The organism is Ectobacillus sp. (assembly GCF_056992975.1).
The window spans coordinates 1-3,001 of the sequence record NZ_JBXKMX010000238.1; the positions used below are offsets into that span (position 1 = coordinate 1).

At 38.3% G+C, this 3,001-nt stretch carries 4 protein-coding genes; 2 read left to right on the forward strand and 2 right to left on the reverse strand.

What is annotated here, in order from left to right; translation table 11 throughout:
- Positions 1 to 63: 63 nt before the first annotated feature.
- Both AC11ZT_RS10930 and def read left to right on the forward strand, forming a co-directional pair.
- Complete coding sequence (locus tag AC11ZT_RS10930; protein WP_484059621.1) at positions 64 to 216, forward strand: YjcZ family sporulation protein; 153 nt, start codon at positions 64 to 66, stop codon at positions 214 to 216.
- Between the two features lie 111 nt (positions 217 to 327).
- Complete coding sequence (def, locus tag AC11ZT_RS10935; RefSeq protein ID WP_484059622.1) at positions 328 to 882, forward strand: peptide deformylase; 555 nt, start codon at positions 328 to 330, stop codon at positions 880 to 882.
- 41 nt (positions 883 to 923) lie between these two features.
- Here def and AC11ZT_RS10940 read toward each other — a convergent pair whose 3' ends face one another.
- Positions 924 to 1,073, reverse strand: a complete 150-nt coding sequence (locus AC11ZT_RS10940; protein WP_484059623.1) for a FeoB-associated Cys-rich membrane protein — start codon at positions 1,071 to 1,073, stop codon at positions 924 to 926.
- A 15-nt stretch (positions 1,074 to 1,088) separates the two neighbouring features.
- The coding region (feoB, locus tag AC11ZT_RS10945) for a ferrous iron transport protein B (protein ID WP_484059624.1) at positions 1,089 to 3,001 on the reverse strand (1,913 nt) is incomplete at its 5' end.

The following is a 3,001-nucleotide window of genomic DNA, read 5'->3' on the forward strand; positions in this document are numbered from 1 at the left end:
CATTTCATTCATACTTTATAGTAACCGCAAGAATGCGGAAACAATAAGGGAGGTCCTGTAATTATGTATGGATATACGTATTGCTACCCATCTGCTCCAACCTATACTGCTCCTGCCTATGGCTATGGCTGCGCTCCAGCTGCTGGACGTGGGTTTGCTTTAATTGTAGTTCTGTTTATTCTTTTAATCATCGTCGGTGCGGCTTGTATTCATTAATGTAAACCTGCAAACTATGAAAAAGGAAGGAAGATTCTCCTTCCTTTTTTTCATTGGTCATGACATTTTGAAAAACCTTTGATAGACTAGTGAATGAAAGGAGTGAATTCCATGCTAACAATGGAAAACATTATACGTGAAGGACATCCCGTTTTAAGAGAAGTAGCGAAAGAGGTCGAGCTTCCTGCAAGCGAAGAAGACATACATACTCTTCAAGAAATGATTGAATTCGTTCGAAATAGTCAAAATCCTGAACTATCTGAACAATATAATTTACGCCCTGGCATTGGTCTTGCTGCACCGCAAATCGCAATATCAAAACGAATGATTGCGGTACATGTGACCGATGCGCAAGATAAGCTATATAGCTATGCACTATTTAATCCAAAGATTATCAGCCATTCGGTTGAAAAGACATACTTACCAGGTGGTGAAGGCTGCTTGTCTGTCGATCGTGACGTTCCTGGCTACGTTCCTCGGTACAAACGAATTACTGTAAAAGCTACAACCGTTGACGGGGAGGCAATTAAGCTACGTTTAAAAGGGCTTCCCGCTATCGTTTTTCAGCATGAAATTGATCATTTAAATGGCATTATGTTCTTCGATCATATTAATACTGCAGATCCTTACTCTGTAGATGATGATATAAAACCTTTAGAGCCATAAATCCATGCAACCAAAAAATAAGAAGCAAATAAAACGGCTTCTTATTTTTGTTGCACCTCGTCGCAATTACTTCTACAAGATTTATTAAGTTCACATGTTGCACATTTTCCTTTTTTGCTTTTTTTCATAAATTTAAATAGGCTAAATCCTGCATAACTAAAAATAAGGGCACCTAAGACATAATTAATCATAGACTTTCTTCCTTTCTAATGGAATCCAAGAAGTATCCCAACTGTGTGTACAATGAAACTTACCCCATATGCTAAAACGAGTGCGTATCCGATTGAAAACATCGTCCACTTTTTTGATGAAGTTTCTTTTTGAATGACTGCTACAGTTGCTAAACAAGGAACATACAATAATATAAATACTAAAAAACTATAGGCACTAAGCGGTGTGAAAATTTGTTGCATAGAAGCATGTAGTTGATCAATATTTGGTGTTTTAAACATAATGGTCATTGTCGATACAACAACCTCTTTTGCTAAAAATCCCGTTAGCAAAGCTGCTCCTGCCTGCCATGTGCCAAATCCAAGAGGAAGGAACAACGGTGCTAATAATCCCCCAATATGTGCCAAATAGCTATGTTCCATATCTACCTGTAAGCCGTCTGGGCCGGCATAGGAAAGTAACCAGATAAAAACGGAGCCTCCAAAAATAAATGTACCTGCCTTACGAACAAAGCCCTTTCCTTTATCCCACGTACTTCGAAGCAATGTTTTCCATTGCGGCACTCGGTAAGGTGGGAGTTCAATAAGAAAAAACGAAACTTCATCCCGAAGTAAAACTTTGGAAAAAAATTTAGCTAACAACAAAGCACAGCCGATCCCTAATACATATAACGATAAGACAATAAGCGCTTGTTGCTTCGCGAAAAATGCTGCAACGAATAAACTATATACACTTAAACGAGCTGAGCAAGACATAAGAGGTGTAAGTAAAATCGTTATGAGCCGTTCCTTTGGCTGCTCTACGGTTCTAGCAGCCATAATTCCCGGTACATTGCATCCAAGACCTATAATCATCGGAATAAATGCTTTTCCGTTCAAACCGACTTTTTCCATAAGTCTGTCCATTACTGTTGCTACGCGCGCCATGTACCCTGAGTCTTCTAACAAAGAAATAAAAAAGAAGAGAATAAAAATTTGAGGAACAAAAACAAGTACGCCTCCTACACCTGCTATTACCCCATTACTTACCAGATCACGAATAAATGTATTTGCTCCTATACGATCTAGTAAAAATGTAACCGCTTGTGAAAGTGGTCCAGAAAAGAAGTCATCCAATACATTAGAAATAGGAGTGCCCAGCCAATCAAAGGTAACCTTAAACAGCAAAAACATAATCAACAAAAAAATAGGAATACCAAGCACATTATGTGTAGCAATTCGATCAATTCTTTCCGTTGCAGAAATAGTTTTTGAAGGTGTTACCGTTACTGCTTGTACCAAAAGCGTTTCAATGTATGAAGCCCGAACTTGATGAATATATTGTTTCATTGTTCGTATATGACTTTCGCTTGTCACTTGTTTTGTCGCTTCTTCTACAATGCTATGCAATTTCGCATAGTCAATGAATCTCTCAACCTCTTTAAAAACGGTCTCATTTTCTAATAAACATTGCAATGCATACCATCGTTTCGTCCCTGGTAACTGATCCGGCAGCATACTAGCAATTTGATGCACTGCTTTTTCTACACACATACCATAGTGAATCAAAAAACGATTCTGTTTAGCAGCAGGGATTTCATTTAATAAATGTTCACATCCTATACCTTTGCGAGCAATCATAGGGGTAATAGAGACACCCAACAAATCCCCTAATTTTTCTACATGAATCTGATGTCCACGAGCCTTAGCTACATCTATCATATTCAAACCAATTGTCATTGGTTTTCCAAATTCCAACAGTTCTATTGTCAAATGTAGGTTTCGTTCTAGCCGAGATGCATCCACAATATTTAAAATAGATGAAAAAGATTCGGTAAGCAGAAACTGTGTTGCGACTTGTTCATCCTTTGAAAGTGGATGAAGAGAATATACACCAGGCAAATCAATTAAGGACCCCTTTTCATTTCGCAGCACGCCAACCTTTTTTTCTACCGTTACCCCGCTCCAGT